The organism is Streptomyces sp. NPDC048338 (genome assembly GCF_043201055.1).
GTDB lineage: Bacteria > Actinomycetota > Actinomycetes > Streptomycetales > Streptomycetaceae > Streptomyces.
In genome coordinates this window covers 99,914-125,405 of sequence record NZ_JBICYQ010000001.1, presented here as the reverse complement: position 1 = coordinate 125,405, position 25,492 = coordinate 99,914, and the positions used below count along the sequence as shown (strand labels likewise).

At 72.1% G+C, this 25,492-nt stretch carries 27 protein-coding genes; 16 read left to right on the top strand and 11 right to left on the bottom strand.

Annotated elements, in window-relative coordinates; all coding sequences use genetic code 11:
- Nucleotides 1–35: 35 nt before the first annotated feature.
- Nucleotides 36–1,118 carry an amidohydrolase family protein gene (locus tag ACGFZF_RS00630; RefSeq protein ID WP_393550188.1) on the top strand — a complete coding sequence of 361 codons (1,083 nt, stop codon included), beginning with the start codon at nt 36–38 and terminating at the stop codon, nt 1,116–1,118.
- A gap of 115 nt (nt 1,119–1,233) precedes the next feature.
- On the opposite strand, the gene ACGFZF_RS00625 is transcribed toward ACGFZF_RS00630, so the two are convergent.
- The 3 genes from ACGFZF_RS00625 to ACGFZF_RS00615 form a co-directional block, all read right to left on the bottom strand.
- Entirely contained in the window at nt 1,234–2,202 is a 969-nt protein-coding gene (locus ACGFZF_RS00625; RefSeq protein ID WP_393550989.1) for a heme A synthase, read from the bottom strand.
- Nucleotides 2,203–2,277: 75 nt separating this feature from the next.
- Entirely contained in the window at nt 2,278–3,045 is a 768-nt protein-coding gene (locus tag ACGFZF_RS00620; protein WP_393550185.1) for an ABC transporter permease, read from the bottom strand.
- Nucleotides 3,042–3,968, bottom strand: coding sequence for an ABC transporter ATP-binding protein (locus ACGFZF_RS00615; RefSeq protein WP_393550183.1), 927 nt, complete (start codon nt 3,966–3,968; stop codon nt 3,042–3,044). Before ACGFZF_RS00615 ends, ACGFZF_RS00620 begins: the two co-directional genes overlap by 4 nt.
- A 169-nt stretch (nt 3,969–4,137) precedes the next feature.
- Between ACGFZF_RS00615 and ACGFZF_RS00610 the strand changes: the two genes are divergently transcribed.
- The 9 genes from ACGFZF_RS00610 to ACGFZF_RS00570 all read left to right on the top strand — a co-directional run bounded on the left by ACGFZF_RS00610 (nt 4,138) and on the right by ACGFZF_RS00570 (nt 11,227).
- Nucleotides 4,138–4,866, top strand: coding sequence for a helix-turn-helix transcriptional regulator (locus tag ACGFZF_RS00610; protein ID WP_393550181.1), 729 nt, complete (start codon nt 4,138–4,140; stop codon nt 4,864–4,866).
- Entirely contained in the window at nt 4,863–6,278 is a 1,416-nt protein-coding gene (gene sufB / locus ACGFZF_RS00605; protein ID WP_393550179.1) for a Fe-S cluster assembly protein SufB, read from the top strand. The genes ACGFZF_RS00610 and sufB overlap by 4 nt, the downstream gene beginning before the upstream one ends.
- 165 nt (nt 6,279–6,443) lie before the next feature.
- Nucleotides 6,444–7,625 carry a Fe-S cluster assembly protein SufD gene (gene sufD, locus ACGFZF_RS00600; protein ID WP_393550176.1) on the top strand — a complete coding sequence of 394 codons (1,182 nt, stop codon included), beginning with the start codon at nt 6,444–6,446 and terminating at the stop codon, nt 7,623–7,625.
- Complete coding sequence (locus ACGFZF_RS00595; RefSeq protein WP_356605684.1) at nt 7,625–7,942, top strand: bifunctional 3-phenylpropionate/cinnamic acid dioxygenase ferredoxin subunit; 318 nt, start codon at nt 7,625–7,627, stop codon at nt 7,940–7,942. The genes sufD and ACGFZF_RS00595 overlap by 1 nt, the downstream gene beginning before the upstream one ends.
- 7 nt (nt 7,943–7,949) lie before the next feature.
- On the top strand, nt 7,950–8,714 hold the full coding sequence (sufC, locus tag ACGFZF_RS00590; RefSeq protein WP_366376753.1) for a Fe-S cluster assembly ATPase SufC: 765 nt from the start codon (nt 7,950–7,952) through the stop codon (nt 8,712–8,714).
- Nucleotides 8,711–9,979, top strand: a complete 1,269-nt coding sequence (locus tag ACGFZF_RS00585) for a cysteine desulfurase (RefSeq protein ID WP_393550173.1) — start codon at nt 8,711–8,713, stop codon at nt 9,977–9,979. The genes sufC and ACGFZF_RS00585 overlap by 4 nt, the downstream gene beginning before the upstream one ends.
- A 9-nt stretch (nt 9,980–9,988) precedes the next feature.
- Nucleotides 9,989–10,462 carry a Fe-S cluster assembly sulfur transfer protein SufU gene (sufU, locus tag ACGFZF_RS00580; RefSeq protein WP_356605678.1) on the top strand — a complete coding sequence of 158 codons (474 nt, stop codon included), beginning with the start codon at nt 9,989–9,991 and terminating at the stop codon, nt 10,460–10,462.
- A complete protein-coding gene (locus ACGFZF_RS00575) occupies nt 10,459–10,797 on the top strand; it encodes a metal-sulfur cluster assembly factor (RefSeq protein ID WP_356605676.1) in 339 nt (112 codons plus the stop codon). The genes sufU and ACGFZF_RS00575 overlap by 4 nt, the downstream gene beginning before the upstream one ends.
- 64 nt (nt 10,798–10,861) lie before the next feature.
- Nucleotides 10,862–11,227 carry a VOC family protein gene (locus ACGFZF_RS00570; protein ID WP_393550170.1) on the top strand — a complete coding sequence of 122 codons (366 nt, stop codon included), beginning with the start codon at nt 10,862–10,864 and terminating at the stop codon, nt 11,225–11,227.
- Here the strand turns inward: ACGFZF_RS00570 and ACGFZF_RS00565 are convergent.
- A complete protein-coding gene (locus ACGFZF_RS00565; RefSeq protein ID WP_393550168.1) occupies nt 11,217–12,287 on the bottom strand; it encodes an oxidoreductase in 1,071 nt (356 codons plus the stop codon). The two genes, ACGFZF_RS00570 and ACGFZF_RS00565, sit on opposite strands and share 11 nt — an antisense overlap.
- Nucleotides 12,288–12,350: 63 nt before the next feature.
- On the opposite strand from ACGFZF_RS00565, the gene ACGFZF_RS00560 reads away from it, so the two are divergent.
- The 3 genes from ACGFZF_RS00560 to ACGFZF_RS00550 all read left to right on the top strand — a co-directional run bounded on the left by ACGFZF_RS00560 (nt 12,351) and on the right by ACGFZF_RS00550 (nt 14,141).
- The gene (locus ACGFZF_RS00560; RefSeq protein WP_356605671.1) at nt 12,351–12,671 is read left to right on the top strand and encodes a multidrug efflux SMR transporter; all 321 of its coding nucleotides are present in this window, start codon (nt 12,351–12,353) and stop codon (nt 12,669–12,671) included.
- Between the two features lie 174 nt (nt 12,672–12,845).
- A complete protein-coding gene (gene dapD, locus ACGFZF_RS00555; protein ID WP_393550165.1) occupies nt 12,846–13,829 on the top strand; it encodes a 2,3,4,5-tetrahydropyridine-2,6-dicarboxylate N-succinyltransferase in 984 nt (327 codons plus the stop codon).
- Nucleotides 13,830–13,913: 84 nt separating this feature from the next.
- Nucleotides 13,914–14,141, top strand: a complete 228-nt coding sequence (locus tag ACGFZF_RS00550; protein WP_393550163.1) for a hypothetical protein — start codon at nt 13,914–13,916, stop codon at nt 14,139–14,141.
- Nucleotides 14,142–14,173: 32 nt separating this feature from the next.
- Here the strand turns inward: ACGFZF_RS00550 and dapA are convergent, their stop codons facing one another.
- From dapA to ACGFZF_RS00535, 3 genes are all read right to left on the bottom strand, one after another.
- Entirely contained in the window at nt 14,174–15,052 is an 879-nt protein-coding gene (gene dapA, locus ACGFZF_RS00545) for a 4-hydroxy-tetrahydrodipicolinate synthase (RefSeq protein ID WP_393550161.1), read from the bottom strand.
- A 107-nt stretch (nt 15,053–15,159) separates the two neighbouring features.
- Nucleotides 15,160–15,606, bottom strand: a complete 447-nt coding sequence (locus ACGFZF_RS00540) for a GNAT family N-acetyltransferase (RefSeq protein WP_393550159.1) — start codon at nt 15,604–15,606, stop codon at nt 15,160–15,162.
- A gap of 115 nt (nt 15,607–15,721) precedes the next feature.
- Nucleotides 15,722–17,569 carry an endonuclease/exonuclease/phosphatase family protein gene (locus ACGFZF_RS00535; RefSeq protein WP_393550156.1) on the bottom strand — a complete coding sequence of 616 codons (1,848 nt, stop codon included), beginning with the start codon at nt 17,567–17,569 and terminating at the stop codon, nt 15,722–15,724.
- Nucleotides 17,570–17,766: 197 nt separating this feature from the next.
- Here ACGFZF_RS00535 and ACGFZF_RS00530 point away from each other — a divergent pair, with 197 nt between their 5' ends.
- Nucleotides 17,767–19,212, top strand: coding sequence for a hypothetical protein (locus ACGFZF_RS00530; protein WP_393550154.1), 1,446 nt, complete (start codon nt 17,767–17,769; stop codon nt 19,210–19,212).
- Nucleotides 19,213–19,360: 148 nt separating this feature from the next.
- On the opposite strand, the gene ACGFZF_RS00525 is transcribed toward ACGFZF_RS00530, so the two are convergent.
- Complete coding sequence (locus ACGFZF_RS00525; protein WP_393550152.1) at nt 19,361–20,128, bottom strand: SDR family NAD(P)-dependent oxidoreductase; 768 nt, start codon at nt 20,126–20,128, stop codon at nt 19,361–19,363.
- Between the two features lie 88 nt (nt 20,129–20,216).
- Between ACGFZF_RS00525 and ACGFZF_RS00520 the strand changes: the two genes are divergently transcribed.
- Nucleotides 20,217–21,641, top strand: coding sequence for an alkaline phosphatase PhoX (locus ACGFZF_RS00520; RefSeq protein ID WP_393550150.1), 1,425 nt, complete (start codon nt 20,217–20,219; stop codon nt 21,639–21,641).
- A 100-nt stretch (nt 21,642–21,741) separates the two neighbouring features.
- Here the strand turns inward: ACGFZF_RS00520 and ACGFZF_RS00515 are convergent, their stop codons facing one another.
- Nucleotides 21,742–22,959, bottom strand: a complete 1,218-nt coding sequence (locus tag ACGFZF_RS00515) for a TerD family protein (protein WP_393550147.1) — start codon at nt 22,957–22,959, stop codon at nt 21,742–21,744.
- A 36-nt stretch (nt 22,960–22,995) separates the two neighbouring features.
- Nucleotides 22,996–23,226, bottom strand: a complete 231-nt coding sequence (locus tag ACGFZF_RS00510; RefSeq protein WP_393550145.1) for a hypothetical protein — start codon at nt 23,224–23,226, stop codon at nt 22,996–22,998.
- 52 nt (nt 23,227–23,278) lie between these two features.
- Between ACGFZF_RS00510 and ACGFZF_RS00505 the strand changes: the two genes are divergently transcribed.
- Complete coding sequence (locus ACGFZF_RS00505) at nt 23,279–24,247, top strand: AraC family transcriptional regulator (protein WP_393550143.1); 969 nt, start codon at nt 23,279–23,281, stop codon at nt 24,245–24,247.
- A 216-nt stretch (nt 24,248–24,463) separates the two neighbouring features.
- Here the strand turns inward: ACGFZF_RS00505 and ACGFZF_RS00500 are convergent, their stop codons facing one another.
- Nucleotides 24,464–25,336: an NAD-dependent epimerase/dehydratase family protein gene (locus ACGFZF_RS00500; RefSeq protein WP_393550141.1), complete on the bottom strand. Its 873-nt coding sequence runs from the start codon at nt 25,334–25,336 to the stop codon at nt 24,464–24,466.
- Nucleotides 25,337–25,492: the final 156 nt, after the last annotated feature.

Sequence of the window (25,492 nt, the reverse complement as noted above, 5' to 3'; positions counted from 1 at the left end):
ACGTGTGGAAGCACGTCCACACAGGGAGCCCCCGAATGATCGAGACGCCGAGCCTGGTGGACCAGCACTGCCACGGCGTGCTCCGGACGGAGCTCGGCCTCGGCACCTTCGAGGCCCACCTTGCCCCGGCGGCCGGACCGCCCGCGCCCGGCACCACCTTCTTCGACACCCAGACCGGCTTCGCCGTGCGCCGCTGGTGCCCGCCGCTGCTCGGCCTGGAGCCGCACTGCCCGCCGGCGCGCTACCTCGCCCGCCGCCGTGAGCTGGGCGTCCTGGAGACCGGGCGGCGCCTGCTGCGCGCCTCGGGCATCTCCACCTACCTGGTGGACACCGGCCTGCCCGGCGATCTGACCGGTCCGGCGGAGATCGCCGCCACGGGCGCGGCCGAGGCCCACGAGATCGTCCGGCTGGAGCCGCTCGCCGAGCAGGTCGCCGACACCTCGGGAACCGTCGAGGGCCTGCTGGCCAACCTCGCCGAGGCCGTCCACGGCGCCGCCGCGACGGCCGTCGCCCTCGGCTCCGACGCGGCGGTGCGCCGCGGCCTCGCGTACGCGAGCGAGCCGCCCGGGCCCGGAGAGGTCCGCGGAGCCGCCGGACGCTGGCTGGCCGGCCGCCCGGCGGGAGGCCGGCTCGACGACCCCGTCCTGCTGCGCCATCTGCTGTGGATCGCCGTGGCCACGGGAAAGCCGCTCCAGCTCCACGCGGGGACGGGGGACCCGGCCGCCCTCGCCGGCTTCGCCGCCCGCACCGCCGGGCTCGGAACGGACCTCGTGCTGCTGCACGGCTACCCCGACCACCGCCACACGGCCCGCCTCACCGGCGCCTTCCCGCACGTCCACGCCGACCTCGGCCCGGTGCTCGCCCGCACCGGCGCACGGGCCGCCGCCGTCCTCGCCGAGATCCTGGAACTGGCGCCCTTCGGCAAACTGCTCTTCTCCAGCGGGGCGCAGGCCCTGCCGGAGCTCCACGTGGTCGCCGCAGGCGTCTTCCGCGCCGCGCTCGACCGGGTGCTGGGCGAGTGGGTCGGCGACGGCGCCTGGTCGCGTACGGACGCCCAGCGCGTCGCCACGATGATCGCCTCGGGCAACGCGCGCCGGGTCTACGGCCTGCCGGGCTGAGCGCCGCGCGGGACCCGGCGCCGCGACCCGCGCCCGGACACGCGGGCGGCCCCGGCGACGGCGTGCGTCGCGGGGGCCGCGTACGGGGTGGGCGACGACGCCCGTCGCGTGCGGCTCAGGCGGAGGCGAGGGCCGCGTCCGGCTGGGCCGGGATGCCGGGCGTGGTCACCGGGCGCTCCCGCAGGCTCAGCAGGAGCCGGAGGACCGCGATCCACATCAGCGCGGAGCCGAGCATGTGGGCCGCGACCAGGATCTCGGGGACGCCGGTGAAGTACTGGACGTAGCCGATCCCGCCCTGGGCGAGCAGTACGACGATCAGGTCGCGGGCCCGGGCCCGGGTGTCGTCCGGGGCGTCCACCACGCGCAGCACCAGCCACATGGCCAGCGCGAGCGCGCAGACGACCCAGGCGGCGATGGCGTGGACGTGCGCGGCGGCGGTCCAGTCCCACGGCATCCGCGGGACCTCGCTCTTGTCGCCGGCGTGCTTGCCGGAGCCGGTCACGGAGGTGCCGAGCACGATCAGCGCGGCGGAGACCGCGACGATCGCCCAGCCCAGCTTGCGGACCGGTGCGGGGACCCTCGGGCGGGGCGTCGTGTCGCCCTCGCGGGTGCGCTGCCAGGTGATCACCGCGACGGTCAGCAGGCCGTTGGCGGCGATGAAGTGGCCGGCGACCGTCCAGGGGTTCAGCCCCATCCAGACCGTGATCCCGCCGATCACGGCGTTGCTCATCACGATCCAGAACTGGGCCCAGCCGAGCCGGGTCAGCCCGCGTCGCCACGGCTTGGTGGACCGGGCGGCCACGATGGCCCAGCCGACGGCCGCCGACAGCACGTAGGTCAGCATCCGGTTGCCGAACTCGACCGCTCCGTGGAAGCCCTGCTCGGGCGTGACGAAGAGGCTGTCGTCGGTGCACTTGGGCCAGGTGTCGCAGCCGAGACCGGATCCGGTCAGCCGGACCGCGCCACCGGTGACGATGATGACGACGCTCATCACGACGGCGGAGAGCGCGGCGCGCCGGAGCGTCCGGGGGGACGGGGTCCAGCGCCTGGCGATGAAGGCGAGGGGGGTCTGCACGGGCCCTATCGTAGGCGGGGGCTTGTGCACGCTTTCACGAGGGGGTGGGTACGGGAAGGAATGTCCCCGAACGTCACCCCCCGACTACTCCCAGCGGAAGAACCGCGCCGCCGCGCCCAGGCCCAGCACCGCCCACACCGCGAGGATCCCGGCCTGCCCCCAGGGCATCGCCGCGCCGTGCTGCAGGACGTCGCGCAGTCCCTCGGAGAGCGCCGAGATCGGCAGCAGCTCCAGGACGGCCCGGGCCGCGTCGGGGAACCGGTCCAGCGGCACGATCACCCCGCCGCCCACCAGGAGCAGCAGGAACACCAGGTTCGCGGCCGCCAGGGTGGCCTCGGCGCGCAGCGTGCCCGCCATCAGCAGACCCAGGCCCGAGAAGGCAGCCGTGCCCAGTACCAGCAGCAGGAGGACGGAGAACGGACCCCCCTGCGGCGACCAGCCGAGCGCCAGCGCGATCGCGGTCAGCAGGACGACCTGGAGCACCTCGGTGACCAGGACGGACAGCGTCTTGGAGGTCATCAGCGCCCAGCGCGGCAGCGGGGACGCGCCGAGCAGCTTGAGCACGCCGTAGCGGCGCTCGAAGCCGGTCGCGATGGCCTGGCCGGTGAAGGCGGTGGACATCACGGCGAGCGCGAGGACGCCCGGTGCGAGGAAGTCGACGGCCGCCTCGGTACCCGTGTCGACGACGTCGACGGTGGAGAACAGCACCAGCAGCAGCGAGGGGATGATCACGGTCAGAAGCAGCTGCTCGCCGTTGCGCAGCAGCATCCGCGTCTCGAGCGCCGTCTGGGCCGCGATCATCCGGCCGATCGGCGCGGCGCCGGGCCGGGGGGCGTAGGTTCCCGTGCTCATGACCGCAGCTCCTTGCCCGTCAGCTCCAGAAAGACGTCTTCGAGGGTGTGGCGCTCGACCGAGATGCCGCTGGGCATCACCCCGTGCTGGGCGCACCAGGTGGTGACCGTGGCGAGCAGCTGCGGGTCGACGGCGCCGCTGATGCGGTACGCCCCGGGCGTCAGCTCGGCCGCGGCCGTGCCGTCGGGCAGCGCCTTGAGGAGCGAGCCGAGGTCGAGCCCGGCGCGTCCGGTGAAGCGCAGGGTGTTCTCGGCGCCTCCGCGGCACAGCTGCTCGGGGCTGCCCTGGGCGGCCACCCGGCCGGCGTCGACGATGGCGACGTCGTCGGCGAGCTCCTCGGCCTCGTCCATGAAGTGGGTGGTGAGGACGACCGTGACGCCGTCGGAGCGCAGCTCGCGGACGAGCTCCCAGGTCGCCCGGCGGGCCTGCGGGTCGAGGCCGGCGGTGGGCTCGTCCAGGAAGACCAGCTCGGGGCGGCCGACGACGGCGATGGCGAGCGCCAGGCGCTGCTGCTGGCCGCCGGAGAGCCGCCGGTAGGCGGTCCGGCCGCAGGAGCCGAGGCCGAGGCGCTCGATCAGGGCGTCCACGTCCAGCGGACGGGCGTGGAGCCGGGCCATGTGGCGCAGCATCTCGTCCGCGCGGGCGCCGGAGTAGACGCCGCCGGACTGGAGCATGACCCCGATCCGGGGGCGCAGCTCGGCGGCGTCGGCGACCGGGTCGAGGCCGAGGACGCGGACGGTGCCGGCGTCGGCCCTCCGGTAGCCCTCGCAGGTCTCGATCGTGGTGGTCTTGCCGGCCCCGTTGGGCCCGAGGACGGCGGTCACGGTGCCCGCCCGGACGTCGAGGTCGAGGCCGTCGACGGCGGTCTTGGTTCCGTACCGCTTGACCAGGCCCCGGACCTGGACGACGGACTCGTATCGCATGCCGGAAGTCTAGAGAGGGGTGGCGGGCGCTCCGTCCACCGGGCGCCTCATTCGTCCTACGAATGATCGTTTACGCAGGTCAGGTAAGCCTTACCTGAGTGATGTACGGCACCGCCTCCGTCGTGGACGCCGCTTGTCACTCTTCGAGGAATTACGCAACAATGGCGTTGTGAAATACGTCGGCGAGGCCCCAGCGGAGGAACTCGCGACCGGTGAGCGGTCCACGCGCAACCGGGTCGCGCGCTCCATCCTGGACCACGGGCCCTCCACCGTCGCCGATCTGGCGCAGCGACTCGGCCTCACCCAGGCCGCCGTCCGCCGCCACCTCGACTCGCTGGTCGGGGAGAACGTCGTCGAAGCGCGCGAGAAGCGGGTCTACGGCGCCCGGACCCGGGGCCGCCCCGCGAAGGTCTTCGCGCTCACCGACTGCGGCCGGGACGCCTTCGACCAGTCCTACGACACGCTGGCCGTCGAGGCCCTCCGCTGGATCGAGCGGAACGCCGGGGGAGAGGCGGCCGTCGCGGCCTTCGCCCGGGACCGCTTCGAGGCTCAGGCCGAGGCCTACCGCGAGGCCGTCGAGTCGGCGGAGCCCGCCGAGCGCGCCGAGGCTTTGGCCAAGGCCCTGAGCGCGGACGGGTACGCTGCGACTGCGCGGAACGCGCCGGTCGGCGAGCAGCTCTGCCAGCACCACTGCCCGGTCGCCCATGTCGCCGAGCAGTATCCCCAGCTGTGCGAGGCGGAGACGGAGATCTTCTCCCGCCTCTTGGGAACGCATGTACAGCGTCTGGCCACCATCGCGCATGGTGACGGCGTCTGCACGACGTTCATCCCGCACGGCGCCCCACAGACCAACCCATCATCAGCATCCGCAAGCACGGCCGGGAGGAACCCCGCATGACCACCGAGATCAGCCACCCCGAGCTCGAGGGCCTGGGTCGGTACGAGTACGGCTGGGCCGACTCGGACGCGGCCGGTGCCGCCGCCCAGCGCGGCCTCTCGGAGGCCGTCGTCCGCGACATCTCCGGGAAGAAGAACGAGCCGGAGTGGATGCTGAAGCTTCGGCTGAAGGGTCTGCGCCTCTTCGACAAGAAGCCCATGCCGAGCTGGGGCTCCGACCTGTCGGGCATCGACTTCGACAACATCAAGTACTTCGTGCGGTCCACCGAGAAGCAGGCCGAGTCCTGGGAGGACCTGCCGGAGGACATCAAGAACACGTACGACAAGCTCGGCATCCCCGAGGCGGAGAAGCAGCGCCTCGTCGCCGGTGTCGCCGCCCAGTACGAGTCCGAGGTCGTCTACCACCAGATCCGCGAGGACCTGGAGGAGCAGGGCGTCATCTTCGTCGACACCGACACGGCGCTGAAGCAGCACGAGGAGCTCTTCAAGGAGTACTTCGGCACGGTCATCCCGGTCGGCGACAACAAGTTCGCCTCGCTGAACACGGCCGTGTGGTCCGGCGGCTCGTTCATCTACGTGCCGAAGGGCGTGCACGTCGAGATCCCGCTGCAGGCCTACTTCCGCATCAACACGGAGAACATGGGCCAGTTCGAGCGGACGCTGATCATCGTCGACGAGGACGCCTACGTCCACTACGTCGAGGGCTGCACCGCCCCGATCTACTCCTCCGACTCGCTGCACTCCGCGGTCGTCGAGATCATCGTGAAGAAGGGCGGCCGCTGCCGCTACACGACGATCCAGAACTGGTCGAACAACGTCTACAACCTGGTCACCAAGCGCGCCGTGGCCTACGAGGGCGCGACCATGGAGTGGGTCGACGGCAACATCGGCTCCAAGGTCACCATGAAGTACCCGGCCGTCTACCTGATGGGCGAGCACGCCAAGGGCGAGACGCTGTCCATCGCCTTCGCGGGCGAGGGCCAGCACCAGGACGCCGGCGCCAAGATGGTCCACATGGCCCCGAACACCTCCTCGAACATCGTCTCCAAGTCGGTGGCGCGAGGCGGCGGCCGCACCTCGTACCGCGGTCTCATCGAGATCGGCGAGGGTGCCCCCGGCGCCAAGTCGAACGTGCTGTGCGACGCGCTGCTCGTCGACACGATCTCCCGCTCGGACACGTACCCCTACGTCGACGTCCGCGAGGACGACGTCTCCATGGGTCACGAGGCCACCGTCTCCAAGGTCTCCGAGGACCAGCTCTTCTACCTGATGAGCCGCGGCCTGACCGAGTTCGAGGCGATGGCGATGATCGTGCGCGGCTTCGTCGAGCCCATCGCCAAGGAGCTGCCGATGGAGTACGCCCTCGAGCTCAACCGGCTGATCGAGCTCCAGATGGAAGGCGCGGTGGGCTGACGCCCCCGCGGACCACACCAAACGACCCGGGCTCAGTCGCTGAGCCCCGCGAGCCCGCCGCACGGCGGCAGGTTCCCGGCCGGCACCTCAGGGTGCCCGGCCGGACCGGCCGCCCGCACCCGGCGGGCGCGTACGACGAGGCAGGAAGAGAGCAAGACGACAGCCATGGCTGAGGCTCAGAACATCCCGGCGGGCTCCACCACCGCCGGCTCGATCGCGGTGGCCGCCGAGTCCACCGTCGCCACGCGCATGAGCGCGCCCCCGTCCTTCGACGTCGCGGACTTCCCCGTCCCGCACGGCCGCGAGGAGGAGTGGCGGTTCACTCCGCTGGAGCGCCTGCGGGGTCTGCACGACGGCACCGCGACCGCGACCGGCGAGGGCGTCAAGGTCGAGATCGAGGCCCCCGAGGGCGTCACCGTGGAGACGGTCGGCCGTGACGACGCGCGCCTGGGCAAGGCCGGCACGCCGGTCGACCGGGTCGCCGCCCAGGCGTTCTCCTCCTTCGAGAAGGCATCGGTCGTCACCGTCGCCAAGGAGGCCGTCCTCGCCGAGCCCATCCGGATCTCCGTGCACGGCCAGGGCGGCACCGCCTTCGGCCACCAGGTGATCGAGCTCGGTGCCTTCGCCGAGGCCGTCGTGGTCATCGACCACACCGGCGACGCGGTGCTCGCCGCCAACGTCGACTACCTCCTCGGCGACGGGGCGAAGCTGACCGTCGTCTCCGTGCAGGACTGGGACGAGAAGGCCGTCCACGTCTCCCAGCACAACGCGCTGATCGGCCGGGACGCCTCCTTCAAGTCGGTCGTCGTGACGTTCGGCGGCGACGTCGTCCGCATCCACCCGCGCGTGCAGTACGCCGCCCCCGGCGGCGAGGCCGAGCTCTTCGGTCTCTACTTCACCGACGCCGGCCAGCACCAGGAGCACCGCCTGCTGGTCGACCACAACACTCCGCACTGCAAGTCCAACGTGGCCTACAAGGGCGCGCTGCAGGGCCAGGACGCGCACGCCGTCTGGATCGGTGACGTGCTCATCCAGGCCGCGGCCGAGGGCACCGACACCTACGAGCTGAACCGGAACCTGGTCCTGACGGACGGCGCCCGGGTCGACTCCGTGCCGAACCTGGAGATCGAGACCGGCGAGATCACCGGCGCCGGACACGCCTCGGCCACCGGTCGCTTCGACGACGAGCAGCTCTTCTACCTGATGGCCCGCGGCATCCCGGAGACCGAGGCCCGCCGCCTCGTCGTCCGCGGCTTCTTCGCCGAGCTGGTCCAGCAGATCGGCCTGCCCGATGTCCAGGAGCGCCTGATCGCGAAGATCGAGGCCGAGCTGGAGGCATCCGTCTGATGGCCTTCGTCCGAGTCTGCACACTGAGCGAGCTGGAGGCCGACACCCCGAAGCGGGTCGAGGTCGACGGCACGCCGGTGTCGGTCGTGCAGACCGAGGGCGAGGTGTTCGCGATCAACGACATCTGCTCGCACGCGAACGTCTCCCTCTCGGAGGGCGAGGTCGAGGACTGCGCCATCGAGTGCTGGCTGCACGGCTCCAGCTTCGACCTCCGCACCGGCAAGCCGTCCGGCCTTCCCGCGACGCGCCCCGTCCCCGTATACCCCGTAAAGATCGAAGGGGACGATGTGCTCGTCTCCGTCACCCAGGAGTCCTGAGTCACCCATGGCAACGCTTGAAATCCACGACCTGCACGTCTCCGTCGAGGCGGAGAACGGCCCCCGCGAGATCCTCAAGGGCGTCGACCTGACCATCAAGCAGGGCGAGACCCACGCCGTCATGGGCCCCAACGGCTCCGGCAAGTCGACCCTGGCGTACTCCCTCGCCGGCCACCCGAAGTACACGATCACCGGCGGCACCGTCACCCTCGACGGTGAGGACGTCCTGGAGATGTCGGTCGACGAGCGCGCCCGCGCCGGTGTCTTCCTGGCCATGCAGTACCCGGTCGAGGTCCCCGGCGTCTCGGTCTCCAACTTCCTGCGCACCTCCGCCACCGCCGTCCGCGGCGAGGCCCCCAAGCTGCGTACCTGGGTGAAGGAGGTCAAGTCCGCCATGGAGCAGCTCCAGATGGACCCGGCCTTCGCCGAGCGCAACGTCAACGAGGGCTTCTCCGGCGGTGAGAAGAAGCGCCACGAGATCCTCCAGCTCGAGCTGCTCAAGCCGAAGATCGCGATCCTCGACGAGACCGACTCCGGCCTGGACGTCGACGCGCTGCGCATCGTCTCCGAGGGCGTCAACCGCGTCCGTGAGACCGGCGAGGTCGGCACGCTGCTGATCACGCACTACACGCGGATCCTCCGCTACATCAAGCCCGACTTCGTGCACGTCTTCGCGAACGGCCGCATCGCCGAGTCCGGCGGCGCCGAGCTCGCCGACCAGCTGGAGAACGAGGGCTACGACAAGTACGTGAAGGGTGGCGCGTCCGCGTGACTTCTGCCCATCAGGGGCTCTCCGGCCTCCTCGACACCGAGGCGATCCGCAAGGACTTCCCGCTCCTGGATCGCGTGGTCCACGACGGCAAGAAGATCGTGTACCTCGACTCCGCGGCGACCTCGCAGAAGCCGCGGCAGGTCCTCGACGCGCTCAACGCGTACTACGAGCGCCACAACGCCAATGTCCACCGCGGCGTCTACACGGTCGCCGAGGAGGCGACGGCGCTCTACGAAGGCTCCCGTGACAAGGTCGCGGCCTTCATCAACGCGCCGAGCCGCGACGAGGTGATCTTCACCAAGAACGCCTCCGAGTCGCTCAATCTCGTGGCCAACATGCTGGGATGGGCCGACGAGCCCTACCGCGTGGACCACGAGACCGAGATCGCCATCACGGAGATGGAGCACCACTCCAACATCGTGCCGTGGCAGCTGCTCTCGCAGCGCACGGGCGCGAAGCTGAAGTGGTTCGGCCTCACCGACGACGGCCGTCTCGACCTCTCCAACATCGAAGAGGTCATCACCGAGAAGACCAAGATCGTCTCGTTCACGCTGGTCTCGAACCTCATGGGCACGATCAACCCGGTGGAGACGATCATCCGCCGTGCCCAGGAGGTCGGTGCGCTGGTCTGCATCGACGCCTCGCAGGCGGCCCCGCACATGGTGCTCGACGTGCAGGCGCTGCAGGCCGACTTCGTGGCCTTCACCGGTCACAAGATGTGCGGCCCGACCGGCATCGGCGTGCTGTGGGGACGGCAGGAGCTCCTGGAGGACCTGCCTCCGTTCCTCGGCGGCGGCGAGATGATCGAGACCGTCTCGATGCACTCCTCGACCTACGCGCCGGCCCCGCACAAGTTCGAGGCGGGTACGCCCCCGATCGCCCAGGCCGTCGGCCTCGGCGCGGCCGTGGACTACCTGTCGGCGATCGGCATGGAGAACATCGCGCGCCACGAGCACGCGATCACCGAGTACGCCGTCCGCCGGCTCCAGGAGGTGCCGGATCTGCGGATCATCGGCCCCACCACGGCCGAGGACCGCGGCGCCGCGATCTCCTTCACGCTCGGCGACATCCACCCGCACGACGTGGGCCAGGTCCTCGACGAGGAGGGCATCGCGGTCCGGGTCGGGCACCACTGCGCCCGGCCGGTCTGCCTGCGCTACGGAATTCCTGCGACCACGCGGGCGTCGTTCTATCTGTACTCCACGCCGGCCGAGGTCGACGCCCTCGTCGCGGGTCTGGAGCACGTACGGAACTTCTTCGGGTAGGGGTTGGTCGTGAAGCTGGATTCGATGTACCAGGACGTCATCCTGGACCACTACAAGCACCCGCACGGCCGGGGCTTGCGGGACGGCGACGCCGAGGTGCACCACGTCAACCCGACGTGCGGTGACGAGATCACGCTCCGGGTGAAGTACGACGGTTCGCGCATCGAGGACGTCTCGTACGAGGGTCAGGGGTGTTCGATCAGCCAGGCCTCGGCGTCGGTGCTGAACGAGCTGCTCGTCGGCAAGGAGCTGGCCGAGGCGCAGAAGATCCAGGGCACCTTCCTGGAGCTGATGCAGTCCAAGGGCCAGATCGAGCCGGACGACGCGATGGAGGAGGTCCTGGAGGACGCGGTCGCGTTCGCGGGCGTCTCCAAGTACCCCGCCCGGGTCAAGTGCGCGCTGCTCAGCTGGATGGCGTGGAAGGACGCGACGGCGCAGGCGATGGCCGGAGCGGAACAAGAGTCTGCGAGGAAGTCGGCATGACCGAGAATGCTGAGGCCACGATGAAGCCGGCCTCCGAGGAAGAGATCCGCGAGGCGCTGTACGACGTCGTCGACCCCGAGCTGGGCATCGACGTGGTCAACCTCGGCCTGATCTACGGCATCCACATCGACGACTCCAACGTCGTCACGCTGGACATGACCCTGACGTCGGCGGCCTGCCCGCTGACCGACGTGATCGAGGACCAGGCGAAGGCCGCCACCGACGGCCTCGCCAGCGAGCTGAAGATCAACTGGGTCTGGATGCCGCCGTGGGGCCCGGACAAGATCACGGACGACGGCCGCGAGCAGCTGCGCGCGCTCGGCTTCAACGTCTGATCCGAACGGCGCCGCGTCCGCGGCTCGCACGGTACGGCCATGCCCGCCAGGCATACTGGCGGGCATGGCCGTTCGCATGTACCACGTCGCCGTCGACGCCCACGACCTTCCGGCTCAGGCCCGCTTCTGGGCCGAGGTGCTGGACTGGAAGGTGCTCTTCGAGGCGGAGGACGAGATCGTCATCGGCGCCGACGAGCACGCCTTTCCGGGGATGTGCTTCCTGCCGGTGCAGGAGTCCAAGACCGTCAAGAACCGTCTGCACATCGATCTCACGCCCGACGACCGGGACGCGGAGGTCGAGCGGATCGTCGCGCTCGGCGCCCGGCGGATCGACGTCGGGCAGGGCGAGGACGCGACCTGGGTCGTCCTCGCCGACCCGGAGGGCAACGAGTTCTGCGTGCTGCGGCCGAAGCGGTCGCTCACGGACTGAACGGCGGGGCCCCGGCGGCCTGGACGAGGGCCGGCGCGAGGTTCTCCTTGCGGATGCGCTGGTCGACGTAGACCAGCCCCGCCACCAGCGGCGGCAGCACCGACGAGAGGATCTGACCGGCGAGCGACCCGATCGCGGCGATCACCAGGCCGGGGCCGAGCAGCGCGAGGACCTCGGTGAAGGACTCCGGGCCCGTGCCGTCGCCGGCGGGGAACGCCGTCGGGATCGAGGCGATCGCGCCGAACACCTGCTGCAGCGCGAAGTTGACGACCGAGGCGATGATCCCCGCCACCAGCAGGGCGCCGAAGATCCGCCACCAGGAACCGGTGACCAGCTGCCACGAGCGGCGCATCGCGGCCGTCGCACGCTGGTCCTCGAAGACCGCGGCCGCCGGCGCCAGGCTGAGCTTCACCCACAGCCAGGTCGTGAGCGGGGCGAGCGCCAGCAGGGCGAGCAGGGCGAACAGGGGCAGGGCGAAGGAGGCGTCGCCCGACTCCGTCGCCGCGGCGACGAAGGCGAGGACCAGGCCCACCATCGCCAGTGCGAAGAGGGCGAACGGGACCAGCATGAGCAGCATGGTCAGGAAGACGGTCCCCAGTACGGCCGGCATCCGCGACCAGGCCCGGCGCCAGACCTGGCCGAAGGTCGTGGGGCGGCCCAGGACCGCCTCCTGGAGCACGGCCGGGCAGGCCGCGTACACGACGCCGCTCGCCACGACCAGGGCCACCATGGCGAAGAGCCAGACACAGCCGAACGCCACGAGCAGCGGCCGGCCGTCGTCCCAGGACGGGTCCTGTCCGGACGGGAGGTCGATGATCCGGGTCAGGTGGTCGCCGACCGCCGCGTAGGCGATGCCGAGGGCGGCGACGACCAGCACCGTGGCGGCGCCGAAGGCGGCCACCGCGACGCCGACCAGGGGCTTCCAGTAGCGGCCGAAAGTGGTGAAGGCGCCGGTCAGGATCTCGCCGAAGCGGAGCGGCGCCAGGGGTATCACGCCGGGCTTCGGCGGTGGAGGCGGCGGAGGGTAGCCGTATCCGTACGGCCCCGAGTAGTGCGTCATGCGGGACACGGTAGCGGGCAGCCGAGGCGCACGGTCGCACACGAGTTTGGATACCTTCGGTCCATGGGATACGGATTGCTCGCGGGGGCCATCGCGGCTGAGATCGTCGGGACGACGGCGATGAAGTACAGCGAGGGCTTCTCCAGGTTCTGGCCCTCGGCGATCACGGTCGTGGGATACCTGGTGGCCTTCGGCCTGCTGGCCCAGACCCTCAAGACCCTCCAGATCGGCACCGCGTACGCGATCTGGTCGGGCGTGGGCACCGCCGCCGTCGCGGCGATCGGCATCCTCTTCATGAACGAGTCGGTCAGCGCCGCCAAACTGGCCGGGATCGCCCTGATCGTCGCGGGGGTCGTGGTGCTGAACCTGGGCGGCGCGCACTGAGGGCCGACCCGCCGCCGCGACGCGCCCCCCCGGACGCCCGGCAGGGGACGCCCGCCGCCGCCGTCGGAGAACCCGCCAAGACCGGCCCCGCGGCCTCGGCTCTTTCGCCAGGTCGCTCGACCGACACCTGAGACCGGTTGGCCCGGGCAGGGGGCCGACCGTTAGGTTTTCCGCATGACCACTGCTCCTCGCACCACCGGCGCCGTCGCCGCCGGCCTCGCCACCATCGCCGGTGACGGCACCGTTCTCGACACCTGGTTCCCGGCCCCCGAGCTGACCGACGCGCCCGGCCCCGCCGGCACCGAGCGACTCACCCCCGACGCCGCCGTCGGCGCCCTCGGCGAGGGCGCCGCCAAGGCCCTCGGGGTGGACGCCCGCCGTGGCGTCGAGGTGGTCGCCGTCCGCACCGTCATCTCCTCGCTCGACGAGAAGCCGCTCGACGCCCACGACGCCTACCTGCGTCTGCACCTGCTCAGCCACCGGCTGGTCAAGCCGCACGGCCAGAGCCTCGACGGCGTGTTCGGCCTCCTCGCCAACGTCGCCTGGACCTCGCTCGGCCCGGTCGCCGTGGACGATGTCGAGAAGGTCCGGCTGAACGCCCGCGCCGAGGGTCTGCACCTCCAGGTGACCTCCATCGACAAGTTCCCGCGGATGACCGACTACGTCGCGCCCGCCGGTGTCCGCATCGCCGACGCCGACCGCGTCCGTCTCGGCGCGCACCTCGCCGCCGGCACCACCGTCATGCACGAGGGCTTCGTCAACTTCAACGCCGGCACCCTGGGCACCTCGATGGTCGAAGGCCGGATCTCCGCCGGCGTCGTCGTCGGCGACGGGTCCGACATCGGCGGCGGCGCCTCCACCATGGGCACCCTGTCCGGCGGCGGCAACGTCGTCATCTCCATCGGTGAGCGCTGCCTGATCGGCGCCGAGGCGGGCGTCGGCATCGCCCTCGGCGACGAGTGCGTCGTCGAGGCCGGCCTGTACGTCACCGCCGGCACCCGCGTCACCATGCCCGACGGCGAGGTCGTCAAGGCCCGTGACCTGTCCGGCGCCTCGAACATCCTCTTCCGCCGCAACTCGGTGACCGGCGCCGTCGAGGCCCGTCCGAACAACGCGGTCTGGGGCGGGCTCAACGAGGTCCTGCACAGCCACAACTGAGCGTGACCGACGTCGGTGACTCCGCGTTAGCAACGCGACGCGGAGTCACGACGTCGCACGAGCGGACGAGGCGAGGAGCGGGACATGAGGACGAGGCCCACCGCGGTCGGAGCGGCCCGTGCGGCCCGTGCGGCCGGGGCCGCCGGAGCGCTGGCCGCGGCGGTCGTGCTGCTGTCGGCGGGAGTTGCCGCGGCGGACGAGACCCACACGAACGCGCACAACGCCCCGAGGGTCTCGCTGGTCTCCACCGGCCAGATCGACGACCCCCTGGAGGACGTCCTGGAGCACGTGGCCGTCCTCGGAACCACGTGAGGGGTGCCCTCCTGCCGGTCAGGCCGGGCTCCCTACGCCCACGACCGGACCAGCTCCTCGTACGCCGCCCGCAGCCCGTCGACCGTCTCCCGGTCGGCGGGCTGCAGCGGTTCCCGGACGTGGTCGCCGAGCAGCGCCTTCGCCGTCACCGTGCCCGGCAGGCCGGCGGCCATCATCAGCGTGACCAGCGGCAGCGTGCGGGCGTTGAGCCGGGCCGCCTCCGCCGTGTCGCCCTTGTCGAAGGCGTCGAGCACCGCCCGCATCGGGCCCGGCGCGACGTTGGCCACGGTGCTGACGTACCCCGCACCACCCACCGCGTACAGCGGCAGGTTCAGCTCCTCGCTCCCCGAGTAGTACGCGAGCGAGGTGCTCGCGATGATCCGGGCGGAGGCCGGCAGATCGTCGGCGCAGTCCTTGACGGCGACGATCCTCGGGTGGCCGGCGAGACGCGTCAGGGTCTCCGGCTCGATGCGGGTGCCGGTGCGGCCCGGGATGTCGTAGAGCATCACCGGCAGGTCCGTCGCGTCCGCCACCTTGAGGAAGTGCGCCTCCACCGCGGCCTGCGGGGGACGGCTGTAGTACGGGGTGACGACCAGCAGTCCGTCCGCGCCCGCCTCCGCGGCCTGCTCGGCCAGCGCGACGGTGTGCCGGGTGTCGGCGGTGCCGACCCCCGCGACGACCGAGTGCCCCGGTCCGACGGCCGCACGGACGGCCCGGACCAGCGCCGCCTTCTCGGCGTCCGTCGTGGTCGGCGACTCGCCCGTCGTGCCGCTGAGGACGAGCCCGTCGCAGCCTTCGGAGACGAGACGGACGGCGAGCTCGCGGGCCCGGTCGAGATCGAGCGCGCCGGCGGGGGTGAAAGGGGTGATCATCGCGCACAGCGCGCGGCCGAAGGGGCGTTCAGTGCTCATCCGGGAAAGTCTGGGCGGAGCCGCCCGCGAAGGTCCACTTAGATCTGCTTGGGGTGAGACGTCAGCAGCTCTGAAGTGTGCCCGGCGCAGGCCGTCCGCGGCTCTGCCTACAGGAACAGCTTGAACCCGTCGTGGCTGCGCGCGAAGCCGAGGGAGGCGTAGAAGCGGTGGGCGTCCGTCCGCCGTTTGGAGCTGGTCAGCTGTACGAGCGCGCAGCCGCGGGCGCGGGCCCGCTCCACCGCCCGGTCCATCAGCTCCCGCCCCAGGCCGCCGCCCCGCCGGTCGGCCCTGATCCGGACCGCCTCGATCAGGGCCCGCTCGGCGCCGCCCTTGCCGAGCCCCGGGATGTAGGTGGCCTGCAGGCAGCCCACGACCGTCCCGCCCTCGTCGACGAGCACCAGCACCTCGTTGCGCGGGTCGGCCTCGATGTCGGCGAACGCCCGCTCGTACGTCTCGGTGACGACCATCGAGCCGGGGTCGGACACCTTCTCCTCGTCGGCCAGCAGGGCGAGGACGGCGGGCAGTTCGGCGCGGGTGGCGGGGCGAAGCAGCATGGCCCGGAGTCTGCCACGACCACTGCGGGGCCCCGGCGCCCGGTCCCGGAGGGCCGGGCCCCCGGGCACGCCGCCACCCGCCCGGGGCGGGCCCGGACGGGTGGCGGGAGGGTGCCTACGGGCGGAAGCGCAGCACCTGCGGGTCGTGGTCGCTGTTCTGGTCCGCGAACTCCGCGTTGATGTGGACGCTGTCGTACTCGAAGTGGTGCACCCCGGGGCTGGTCAGGATCTGGTCGAGGACCTGGCTGTTGCCCTGGTAGACGTACGAGTACCGCTCGCTGCGCGGCAGCGACTTCACCGCGGGGAAGAGTGCCCCGCCGTCCGTCAGCGCCTTCGTGGTCCCGGAGAACTCGAAGTCGTTGATGTCGCCGAGGACCAGCACGTCGGCCTGCTTGTCGACCGCGAGGACGTCCTTGACGAACGCGTTGACGGCCTGCGCCTGGAGGAGGCGCTTGGCCTCGGAGGAGCGGACCGGCGGCTGGTGGTGCGAGGTGATGCCCTCGTCGCCGCCCTTGGACCCGAAGTGGTTGGCGATCACGAAGACCGTGCGGCCGCGGAAGGTGAACTCGCCCGCGAGCGGCTTGCGGCTGGCCTCCCAGGCGGTGTTCGCCGGGTCGATCCGGCCGGGCGAGAGGGTCAGCGCGGCGCCGCCCTTCTCGCCGCGGGCCACGGCGGTGGCGGTGGTCGCGTCGCCGCCCGCGCGGTCGGTGAAGGAGACCCGCTCGGGGTTGAAGAGGAAGACCTGACGGATGTTGCCGCCGGGCTCGCCGCCGTCCTTGTTGTTCTCCGGGTCGATCGAACGCCATGCGTACGCCGGTCCGCCGGCCGCCACGATGGCGTCCGTGAACTTCTTCAGCGTCTGCTCGGCCGAGACCGTGCCGTCGTTCTTGGCGCCGTTGTCGTCCTGGATCTCCTCCAGGGCGACGATGTCGGGCGAGGCGAGGTTGTCCACCACGGCCGCGGCGAGGGCGTCGAACTTCTCCTGCGGGTCGGACGGGTCCAGGTTCTCGACGTTGTACGTCGCCACGGCCAGCTCGTTCTTGTGCTGGCGGTCCGTGGTCTCGGGCTCCAGGCCGCGGTCGACGACCTTGCCCAGGGTGCGGGCGGTCAGCGTGTAGCCACCGAACTGGTTGAAGTCCAGCGGTCCCTCGGTCGTCCCGGCCAGCACGTCGCCGACGTTCGCCTTGGGGAAGGGCTGCTGCGCGACCGGGGTCAGCGACTGGATCTGGAGGCGGCCGCCGTTCTGGGCGTCGTACGCGCCGTAGACCGTGCCGCCGCGGCGGTTGGCGTTCTCCCAGGGCTTCACGGTCACCCAGAGCTCGGAGTACGGGTCGGTGGCACCGACCACCCGGGAGGTCCCCACCCGGACGTTGGTGCCCTCCAGGGACTCGTAGTAGTCCAGGGCGTACGACTCGGGGTCGAGCGTCAGGCCGTTGACGGAACCGCCCGCGGCCGGGTCGCCCTCGGGGGCGTACTCGTCCGGCACGGAGAAGCCGGAGATGGTGACCGGGGCCGGGACCGGGTTGCCGGAGGAGACCACGGTGACGGCCGGCTTCGCCAGCTGGGTGAGGGACTGGTTGCCCGAGTTCAGGCCGCCGGGCACGTACTCCCCGACGGTGCCGTTCACGCTCACCGCGTCGCCGACGGCGACGGTCGGGACGGAGCTGGTGAAGACGAAGAGGCCCTCGCTGGTGGCCGGGTCGTCGTCGGCCTGCGGGTCCTGGATCCAGAAGCCGCGCGAGCCGTAGGTACGGACGCCGGTGACGACGCCCGTGACGCCCGTGACCTGCTGGCCCACGAGGGGCGAGACGCGGGTGGTGCCCTGGATGTCGTGGATGCGGACGCCGGCGGCGGTGGCACTGTCCTCGGCGGCTGCGCCGCCCGCGCCGGCGAGCAGGCCGGCGGCGAGTGCGGCGGACACGACGGCGGCCACGGCCGCCGTTCTCGGTATGGAGGAAGGCATCAAGGTTCTCCGGAGGCGCTTGGAGGATCGGTCGATGGAATCTACGCGCGTCAATCTCTTGTGAGAGCGGGGGACTTGTCAAGAGTCGACGGGTGTACGAAGGCTGACGGATCGGTGAACCGCCTGGCCCCGGCCCAAATACGTCTACGCTGAAAGCCGCCCTGGCCCCACGTACCTTTCCGAGGAGAAGACCCCAGATGGCATCGGATCGCCCCACCCTGCCCCCGGTTCGGCTGCATTCGGACGCGGAGCTGGCGCGGGACGCCCTGGTCACCCCTCTCCTCGCCCGCGCCGTGCGGCTCGCCCGCTGGGCCGGGCCCGAGACCCGGGTCGGCGCCGGCGGCGAGCTCGTCGACGAGCAACTGCCCTCGGCCGCGGAGGTGTTGGGGCTGACGGTGGACGAGGACGGCCGGGCCTGCGCGAGCGAGGCGTGGCGCGTCGCGGTCGACACCGGACTCGTGGAGGTCGAGGACGGCGAGGACGACGACGAGGCGGGTGCGGTGTCCCCGGGCGAGAACCTCGCGCTCGTCACCGGAGGGACGCCGCGCGACATCCTCGGCATCTGGCTGGACGGCCTGGACGCGGTGTTCGCCGACGCCACCGCGCCCGTGCTCGACGACCTGGCGGAGGCCGTCGGCGAGGACGGCCGGATCGACTTCGACCTCCTCGACTGGAACCCGGAGGCGGAGGCGGAGTTCCTGGAGGGGGTGCTCGGCAACCTCTACCTGCTGACCGTCAGCGAGGGCGGGGTGGGCGAGGGCGCCGTACCGCTGCCGGCGCTGGCCGCCTCGATGATCGTCCCGGACGACATGGGGGAGCCGACGGACGACGTCCTGGAGCAGGTCTCGGAGGCGATGATGCGCCTCGACGACCAGTTCCGGCTGCTCGAACCCATCGGCCTGGTCGTGTACCAGCCCGTCGACGAGGCGCTGATGGCGGAGGAGGGCGAGGAGCCCGCGCCGGCGGTGGACGACGAGGACGTCACCCGCTACGGCATGGTCCGGCTGACGCCGCTCGGCCTCTACGGCGTGCGGGCCCGGATGCTGGAGGCCGGTGTGGACGCGCCGGCGGTCGGCGACCTGACGGACAAGGGCGCGGACGTCCTGCTCGACGGGCTCGCCTTCTACCCCGAGCCGGCGGCCCGCGCCGAGACCCTGCTCTGGCTGGACGGCCGGGACGCGGTGGCGGCGGCCCGCGAACTGCTCGACGCGGCCCGGGGCTCCGACCCCGGCTCGCCGCTGCGGCGGCTGCACTGCCAGCAGGCGCTGGCCCTGGTCGGGCCCGACGCGGAGCCGGCGGTGCGCGAGGTGCTGGACGACGCCCGGCTCGGGGGCCTGGCGAGGGTCTGGCTGGCGGAGCGCGGCGCGGCGGACATCCCGGCGCCGCCGGAGTCGATGATCTTCTGGCTGGCCGTCGACACGATCGCGGCGCAACTCGACGCGGACGGCGACCTGGAGGAGCTCCAGGACCTGATCGAGGGCCTGACGGGTCGGCACAGCGGCTTCTTCGAGGCGGCGTGGCGGGTCGACCACCCGGCGACGGCGGAGGTCCTGGAGGCGATGGGCCGCCTGCACCGCGACAAGCGTGCGGCGAAGGAGGCCCGGAAGGCCGCGTTCAAGGCGCGGTCCCGTTCGGGGGCCTGAGCCAGGCCCTCCGGACGGACGGCGCCGTGTCCCGGGCGGGGGTCCTCGAGCCGCCGCGACGGGACGGACCGCCGTCCGTCGCCCCGGGTCCGGATCCGCCGTCCGTCGCCGGGCGTCGGATCCGCCGCCCGGCGCCCCGGTGCGGGCCTCAGGTCCGCAGGTGCGAGGCGCCGTTGAGGTCCAGGATCGTGCCGGAGGACCACTCCGCCGCGGGCGAGGCCAGCCAGAGGACCGCCGCGGCGATCTCCTCGGCCGTGCCGACGCGGTGGAACGGGCTCTGCGCGAGGATCCCGGCCCCCTCGGGGCCCGTGAGGCGGTCGGCGACGCGTTCCGTGGCGAAGAAGCCGGGGGCCACCGAGGCGACGCCGATGCCGTACGGGGCCAGTGAGACCGCGAGCGACTGGCCCAGCGCGTGGACGGCGGCCTTCGTCGCGCCGTAGGCCGGGTGGTCGGGCTCGCCCCGGAAGGCGCCGCGGGAGCCGATGTTGACGATCCGTCCGCCCGTGCCCCGGTCGATCATGCGCCGTGCCGCCAGGTGGCTGAGATTCGCCGTGGCCAGCAGGTTCACCGCCACGTGCTGCCGCCAGAGCTCGACCCACTCCTCGTACGGGGTCTCCGGCAGCGGATGGCGGATGTTCACGGCGGCGTTGTTCACCAGCACGTCGATGCCGCCGAGGGCCTCCGCCGCCGCGTCCGCCACGGCGGCGGCGCCCGCCGGATCGGAGAGGTCCCCGCCGGTCAGGACGTGGCCGGTGCCCTCCAGGGAGTCGAGGGTCTCGCGGGCCTCGTCCGCCCGGGAACCGAAGTGGACGGCGACCCGGTCGCCGTTCGCCGCGAAGGCCCGGGCCACGGCGCGGCCGAGTCCCCGGGACGCCCCGCTGACGAGGACGCGCCGGCCGGAGTGGGGCAGGTTCATCAATGGTCGCCTCTCTGTTCAACCCCCGTTTATACGCGGGCGGGACCGTGTGCCCCGACACCGGGTGACCCAGGGAGACGAAATCGCCATGCCCCTCAACCGTAGAGAATTCGCCAGGAAGTCCGCCGCCACCGGCGCCGGTCTGGCCCTCACCGGCGCCGTCGGCGCGCTGGCCACCGCGCCCGAGGCGCTCGCCGCCGAGGACGACGACCGGCACGGTCACGGCCGCGGCCACGGGCACCGGCTCGGCTACGGGGAGCTCGTCGACGACCCGCAGGGGATCCTCGCGCTGCCCGCCGGCTTCACCTACCGCGTCATCACCCGGAGCGGTGTCACCACGCTGGAGTCCGGTGAGCCCACCCCGTCCAACCACGACGGGACCGCGACCTTCGAGGGCCGCCGCGGCGTCACCCTGCTCGTCAACAACCACGAGCTCAAGGGGCCCCGCTCCAAGTGGACGTACCCCGTCCCGCTCGCCGAGGGCCTCGTCTACGACCCCGCCGCGGCCGGCGGCTGCACGGTCGTCGAGGTGCACCGCGACGGCAGCGTCGCCGAGTGGGTCGGCATCGCCGGCACCTCCACCAACTGCGCCGGCGGCCGCACTCCCTGGGGCACCTGGCTCACCTGCGAGGAGAACTCCGACCGGGCCGGCCAGAACGGCATGACCAAGGACCACGGCTACGTCTTCGAGGTCGACCCCCACGACCGCGGCGCCAACCGCGACCCGCAGCCGATCAAGGCATTCGGCCGCTACGACCACGAGGCCGTCGTCATCGACCCCCGGCACGGCCACGCCTACCTCACCGAGGACGCGGCCAAGCCCAACGGCCTCCTCTTCCGCTGGGTCCCGCCGAAGGGCTTCCGCCACGGGCGAGGCCGGCTGGCCACCCTCGCCGACGACGCGGGCGTCCTCCAGGCGCCCCGGTGCTTCGACGCCGCGGGCCGGTTCGTCGACGACCTCTCGCGCGCCACCCGGATCGGCACGGTCTACGGCGTCGACTGGGTGGACGTCCCCGACCGCGACGCCCGCACCGTCGCCGTGCGCGAGCAGTTCGCCGCCGGCGAGGTCACCCGTGCCCGCAAGCTGGAGGGCATGTGGTGGGCCGACGGGGGCGCGTACGTCGTCTCCTCGTACGCCCGTGACGAGAGCCCCGGCACCCCGCACGACGGCCAGGTCTGGTTCTACGACCCGAAGCGCCGCACCCTCACCCTCCAGGTGCTCCTGGGCGTGAACCCCGACCCGTCGCAGGACGGCGCCTTCGACGGCCCGGACAACATCACCGTCTCCCCGTACGGCGGACTGGTCATCGCCGAGGACGGCGAGGGCGTCTCGCACCTGTTCGGCGCCACCGAGCGGGGCCGCACCTACCCGATCGCCCGCAACGACCTGAACGACAGCGAGTTCACCGGTGTCGTCTTCTCGCCCGACGGCGACACGCTCTTCGCCAACATCCAGGACCCGGGGATCATGGTCGCCGTCACCGGCCCCTGGCGCCGCCAGCCCCGCGCCTGACCGCGGACCGGCCGGAGTGCCGTCGGCTCCTCGACGGCCTCCGGCGCACGTGAGGGAGCCCGCCGGTCGCACCGGCGGGCTCCCTCGTGCCAGGGGTGCGCTACAGCGCCTGTGCGGCCGGCTTCACCATGCCGCGGACCGTGCGGGACTTCACGAACTCGCCCATCGCCGTCATCTCCCATTCGCCGGAGAACTGCTTGATGAGCTTGGCCATCATGACGCCCGTCTGCGGCTCGGCGGTCGTCAGGTCGAAGCGGACCAGCTCCTCGCCGGTCGCCGCGTCCAGCAGGCGGCAGTAGGCCTTGGCCACCTCGGTGAACTTCTGCCCGGAGAAGGAGTTCACCGTGAAGACCAGGCCGGTGGCGTCCGCCGGGAGCCTGCCGAGGTCGACGACGATCACCTCGTCGTCTCCCGCGCCCTCGCCGGTCAGGTTGTCGCCGGAGTGCTTGACGGAGCCGTTCAGGATGGACAGCTTGCCGAAGTAGCAGCTGTCCAGGTGGTTGCGCTGGGGGCCGTAGGCGATGACCGAGGCGTCCAGGTCGATGTCCTTGCCGCGGTAGGCGGGCTCCCAGCCGAGACCCATCTTGACCTGGGAGAGCAGCGGCCGGCCGCCCTTGACCAGGGAGACCGTCTGGTTCTTCTGGAGGTTGACCCGGCCCTTGTCGAGGTTGATCTTGCCGGTCGCCGGCGGCGCGGCGGGCGCCGCCGGGGGAGCGGCCGGCATCGACGGCGTCGTCGCGGCGATCCGGGGGTCCACCGGGGCGGCCGCCGGGGTGGCGGGGGCCGCGGCGGGAGCCGCCGGTGCGGCGGCCGGCTCCTCGTCGACCGAGACGCCGAAGTCGGTGGCGATGCCGGCCAGCCCGTTCGCGTACCCCTGGCCCACCGCGCGGGCCTTCCACGCGCCGTTGCGCAGGTAGATCTCCACGACCACCAGCGCCGTCTCCGTGCCGAGCTGCGGCGGGGTGAAGGTGGCGAGCACGCTGCCGTCGTCGGCACTCCGGATGGTCGCCGTGGGCTCGACGCCCTGGAAGGTCTGGCCCGCGGCGTCGGGGCTGGCCGTGACGACGATCTTCTCGATGCCGGCGGGCAGCGCCCCGGTGTCCACGACGATCGCGTCCGGCGCCGTGCCGCCGCCGGAGCGGTAGGTCACACCGGGGCCGGCCGGCTGGTTGTAGAAGATGAAGTCGTCGTCGGAGCGCACCTTGCCGTCGGCGTTGAGCAGCAGGCCCGAGACGTCGAGCCGCACCGGGGCGGCGACGTCCACCGCCACGCGCGCGACGGAGAGAGGGATGTTCGAGCCGGGGGTCATAGCGGTCATGCCAGGGGTAACGAGCGAGGCGGCTTTGCCGTTCCCTTACCTTCGGCCACCCTGGTGACGCGGGTGGTTGCGGGCCGTGCGTTCGTTGCCGAACTTGTACGAGCCGGTCCAGCGGGCCATGACCAGCTGGGCGTCCCCCGACGCGACCTCCGCCAGGAACTTCTCCGCACGGCTGCCGCGCAGGGTGCCCGCGGCGCGTCCCTGGTGGGTGAGGACGACGGTGCCGTCCGCGCGTCGTTCGTAGCTGAATCCATGAGGGCGAGGCATGGCGACATCCTCGCGGTCGGGGAGAGGCCCGTCATGTGAATATTCTTCGGGTGTGGGTGGGAGCAGCTTCCGTACGCGGGACGTCGACGAGGCGCGGCTTGAGATAGACGCGCGGTACTACGCGAACTTCATGGACGTCATCGAGCGGCAGGAACGTCCCTTCGCCGCCCGGTTCGACACCTTCGCGCTCGGGCCGCTGGTCATCGGCGACCTGTCCTGCGGTGCCGACGTGCGGATGCGTTTCGGCGAGCTGGGCGCGTTCCACGTGAACGCGCCGATGAGCGGCACCATGGAGCTGCGGCAGGGTGGCGGGTCCCCGATGCGGGCGACCGCGGCCGAGGCGCTGCTGCTCGACCCCCTCGGCGACACCTTCCTGGACCGCTGGAGCGGGGACTGCCGGGCCGTCTCCGTCAAGATCGACGCGGCGGCCCTGCGCGACCAGCTCACCCGGTTGATCGGACGCCCGCCCGTCGGCCGGCTCGGCTTCGAGCCGCGCCTGGACATCTCCCGCGGGCCGGGGCTCGCCTGGGTGCGGCTGGCCCGGCGGGTGGCGGAGGAGGCGCTCGCGGGGGACAGCCTGGCCCACCACGAGCTGGTCGCCCGCCCGCTCCAGGAGGCGCTGCTCAACGGGCTGCTGCTGGCCGCCGAGCACCCCTGGCGCGAGGAGCTCGCGCACCCCGGGGAGCCGCTGCGTCCGGCGCCCGTGAAGCGCGCGATGGACGCCGTGCGCGCCCGGCCGGAGCACCCCTTCACCACCACCGAGCTCGCCACGCTGGCCAAGGTCAGCGTGCGACGGCTCCAGGAGTCGTTCCGCGAGTACGTGGGGATGGCGCCGATGGCGTTCGTGCGGGAGGTCCGCCTCGACCGGGTCCACGAGGATCTGCGGGCCGCGGAGCCCGGCGAGCTCGGGGTGGGCGACGTGGCGTGGCGCTGGGGTTTCACCCACCAGGGCCGGTTCGCCGCGCAGTACCGGGCGCGGTTCGGCGAGTCGCCCTCGCAGACGCTGCGCGGGCCGGGCTGAGCGCGCCCCGGACCCGTCCGGTACGGGGACGGCGGTGTCCGGTCCGGTCGCGTTATCCGGACAGCCGCCGCGTTCGGCGGATCGCGGTGCGGTCCCGCCCCGGCCTACTGTTCGGGTGTCGCGTGTGCCAGCGCATGCCGTGACCCGGGCCCCGGCCGGCGCTCCCCCGCATCAGTCCGGCCGGGCCCGTGCATCCCCCCTCCGCCGGGGGCCGCGTCAGTGCGGCCAGCGCGGCGGCGAGGTGCAGAAGTGGCCGCCCAGGTGCGCGTTCGCCGGGTCGTCGTCGGCCGGCTCCCCCTGTGCGGCGAGAAGCTTCTCCGCGTACGGCTCCGAGTCGTCCCGCGGCTCGTAGCCCAGGGCCCGGGCCGAGGAGAGGTCCCACCAGAGCCGGGTGTTGGCCGAGGAGCCGTAGACGACGGTGTGGCCCACGCCCTGTGCGGTGAGGCAGGCGTGCAGCAGCCGGGCGCAGTCGGCCGGGCTCAGCCACATGGACAGCATCCGGACCGAGGTCGGCTCGGGGAAGCAGGAGCCGATCCGCACGGAGACCGTCTCCAGTCCGTGCTTGTCCCAGTAGAACTGTGCCATGTCCTCGCCGAAGCACTTGGAGAGGCCGTAGAAGGTGTCCGGCCGGTGCGGGGTGTCGACGGGGACCACCGGGTCGCCCGCGCGGGGGCGCGGGGTGAAGCCGACGGCGTGGTTGCTGGAGGCGAAGACGATCCGCCCCACCCCTTCCTCGCGGGCCGCCTCGTACAGGTGGTGCAGGCCCGTGACGTTGGCGGCCATCACCTTCTCGAAGGTGGACTCCAGGGAGATCCCGGCGAGATGGACGACGGCGTCGACGCCGCGGACGGCCTCCCGCAGCGCCTCCCGGTCGGCGAGGTCGGCGACGACCGCGTCCGGTGCGCCGTCGACGGGGACGACGTCGAGGAGCCGCAGGCGGTAGCCGTACGCGGGCAGCAACTCCCGCATCAGGGTGCCGACGCCACCGGCGGCGCCGGTGAGCAGGACGGTGCGGGGCGAGGGCGCTGGAGTCGCCGAATCGGCTGAAGCCGCTGAAGTCGCCGAATCCGCAGAATCCGCAGAGGACATGGACAGGATCTCCGTCCGTAGATCGGGTTCACAAACGTGGACACGCTAGGGAGTGGCGTGGAGGCCGTCAAGAGTGCGCGGGGGAGGGTTGTTTGCGCCTTGACCGGCGCTTCACGGCTGTTCTAGCGTGAAGATGTTCAAGAATATGGACGGCAA